The sequence below is a fragment of the Paraconexibacter sp. genome (genome assembly GCF_041602235.1).
Classification (GTDB): Bacteria; Actinomycetota; Thermoleophilia; order Solirubrobacterales; family Solirubrobacteraceae; genus Paraconexibacter.
Genome location: NZ_JBFIGP010000393.1, coordinates 1 through 2,768, shown reverse-complemented (window position 1 = coordinate 2,768; position 2,768 = coordinate 1). Strand labels below are relative to the sequence as shown.

General features: G+C 72.3%; 3 protein-coding genes. 2 read left to right on the top strand and 1 reads right to left on the bottom strand.

From position 1 onward, the window contains the following. Positions 1-163: 163 nt before the first annotated feature. Both ABYE80_RS19440 and scpB read left to right on the top strand, forming a co-directional pair. Positions 164-922: a ScpA family protein gene (locus ABYE80_RS19440; RefSeq protein ID WP_372791961.1), complete on the top strand. Its 759-nt coding sequence runs from the start codon at positions 164-166 to the stop codon at positions 920-922. Then, positions 919-1,794 (top strand): SMC-Scp complex subunit ScpB, encoded by an 876-nt coding sequence (scpB, locus tag ABYE80_RS19435; RefSeq protein WP_372791960.1) that lies wholly within the window; start codon positions 919-921, stop codon positions 1,792-1,794. The genes ABYE80_RS19440 and scpB overlap by 4 nt, the downstream gene beginning before the upstream one ends. Before the next feature lie 61 nt (positions 1,795-1,855). Here scpB and rlmN read toward each other — a convergent pair. Next, a partial coding sequence (gene rlmN / locus ABYE80_RS19430) for a 23S rRNA (adenine(2503)-C(2))-methyltransferase RlmN (RefSeq protein WP_372791959.1) occupies positions 1,856-2,768 on the bottom strand: 913 nt, incomplete at its 5' end.

The window sequence follows — 2,768 nt, the reverse complement described above, 5'->3', positions numbered from 1 at the left end:
TGGACGGGATCCGGCGGCCGGTGCGCTCCCGTACGGTGCGGTCGCGGGTGCGCTGACCGAGGCGCCGAATCCGATCGTTCGTACCCGAAAGACCTTCTCAGCAGGGACTTTCCCCGGGCCGTCCCGGGCGTCCGACCGGCGCGCTACCTTGCCGTTCGTGCCGATGACCGTCGCCGAGCTCGAGCTGGACCTCGACGTCTTCAGCGGTCCCTTCGACCTGCTGCTGACCCTTGTCCTGCGGGAAGAGGTGGACCTGCTCGAGGTCGAGCTCGCCGATGTCGTGCTCTCCTACCTGGACCACCTCGAGGCCAAGGGTGAGCTCGACCTCGAGGTCGCCACCGAGTTCCTCGTGCTGATCGCGGCGCTGCTGGAGCTCAAGTCGCGCCTGATGCTTCCGCGCGAGGAGGAGGAGCTCCTGGACCTCGAGCCGGGAGAGGCGGCGGAGGAACTGCTGGCCCGCATGCTGGAGGCCGTCCGCTACCGGCGGGCGGCGGAGGAGCTGCAACGGCGTCTGGCCGACGAGCACCACCATCGCTACCGCACGGCGCCACTGCCACGGTGGCTGCGGGAGTTCCGCGAGGACGAGGCGGAGTCGGTGTACGACCCGCGCCGGCTCGGCAAGGCGATGGGCGGCCTCCTGCGGATGCCCGACCGCATCAGCCTCCACCACCTGAACATCCCGAAGGTCACGGTCGCCGAGCGCCTGCAGCTGCTGCGCGGCCTGCTGCGCCGTGGAGCGACGACGTTCGACGAGGCCGTGAAGGGCGCCGACCGCATGACGGTGGCCGTGACCCTGTTCGCGCTGCTGGAGCTCTACAAGCAGGGTGAGGCGACCTGGGACCAGCCCGAGCCGTTCGGGGACATCGCGATCCGCGTGCCGCAGGCCGACGCGCGACCGAGCTGGGAGGCGGTCGGCGCGTGAGCGGGTCCGACGAGCAGCGGCGGGGCATCGTCGTGCCGTTCGGCCAGCGGGCCGCCGCGCCCGGCGACGAGCCGACCGTCGAGGCCGAGCCGACCGTCGAGAACGAGTCGCCGGCCAACGCAGACGCCGAGCCCACGGCCGACGCTCCGGAACCGGTCGCACCCGCCCCGAGCGCCGAGCCGGAGCCCATCGGCGATCCCGCCGAGGTCGAGCCCGTACGTGCCGCGGAGATCGCCCGCAGCGTCGAGGCCCTCCTCTTCCTGTCCAGCGACCCGGTGAAGGCTCCGCAGCTCGCCGACGCCTGCGAGTGCGAGCCGCACGAGCTCGTCGCCGCGCTCGACGTGCTGCGCGCGGAGATGGTGCCCGAGCGGCGCGGCCTGATCCTGCGTGAGGTCGCCGGGGGCTACACGCTCGCCACCTCGGCCGAGGCCGAACCCGCCGCCCGCCGCCTGCTGGCCAAGCCGCGGACACCGCCGCTGTCCCCGGCCCAGGCCGAGACGCTGGCGATCGTGGCGTACCTGCAGCCGGCCTCACGGCCCGAGATCACCCGTATCCGTGGCGTGAGCGCCGACTCGGCGAGCCAGACGCTCCTCGAGCGCGGTCTGATCGAGGAGGCCGGCCGGTCCCAGTTCGGCGCCGTGCTGTACCGCACCACGCCGCTGTTCCTGAAGCTGTTCGGCCTCCGTTCGCTCAAGGACCTGCCGCCCGTCACCGAGTGGGACCCGTCGCCCGACGAGGAGGCGGACCTGCGCGAGCGTCTGCTGCGCGCCGGCGAGGCGCGGGCGGGGACGACGGCCGTCGCCCAGCCTGACGAGGACGCCGGCTCCAGCACCGTCCCGGGGCTCGAGCCCGAGCCGTCCCCGGCCGCCTGAGCGGACGCCCGTCACCCGACGCCCGCGGTGCCCGCCGCGATCGCGCCCGGTCGCGCCCGGGCTATCCCGCTCTGGCCGCGAGCTGACCGCAGGCCGCGTCGATGTCGCGGCCGCGGGTGAGCCGCACCGTCGCCTCGACCCCGTGCTCCTCGAGCGCCGCGCGGAAGACCTCGATGACCTCCCGGCTGGACCCGTCGTAGGACCCGGTCGGGTTGTAGGGGATGAGGTTGACCTTGAAGATCCTCGGGTCGAGCACCTGGGCGAGCTGCACCGCCTGCCCGTAGCTGTCGTTGACCCCGTCGAGCATCACGTACTCGACGAACACCTTGCGCTTCTTGCGCTCGTAGAAGCGGGAGCACGCCTCCAGCACGTCCGTGAGGGGATAGCGCTCGTTGACCGGCATGATCTGCGTGCGCAACGCGTCGTCGGCGGCGTGCAGCGACAGGGCCAGGCGGATCGGCCGCGCCTGCTCGGCCAGCCGATCGATCCCGGGGATCCAGCCGACCGTCGAGATCGCGGTCCGACGGCTCGCGACCCCCACGTCGGGCAGGCGCTCGCAGGCCGCGAGCACGTTGTCGAGATTCATCATCGGCTCGCCCATGCCCATGAAGATCACGTTGTCGATCGGCTCGATCCGGCGGAAGTGCAGCGCCTGGTCGAGGATCTCGCTCGCCGTCAGGTTGCGGCCGAACTTCATCGTGCCCGTCGCGCAGAACGTGCAGGTGAGCGGGCAACCCGACTGCGACGACAGGCAGACCGAGCGACGGCCGTCCCGGTAGCGCATGAGGACGGCCTCGATGGCGCGTCCGTCATGGGTGTGGAACAGCGCCTTGACGGTGCCGTCGGAGGCGTGCGCCTCCTGCACGAGCTCCAGCGAGGAGAACGGGACCGCGGCGGTCAGGTCCGCCCGCAGGCGCGCCGGGAGGTTCGTCATCTCGTCGTACCCCGCCGCACCCTTGGCGGTCCACTCCCAC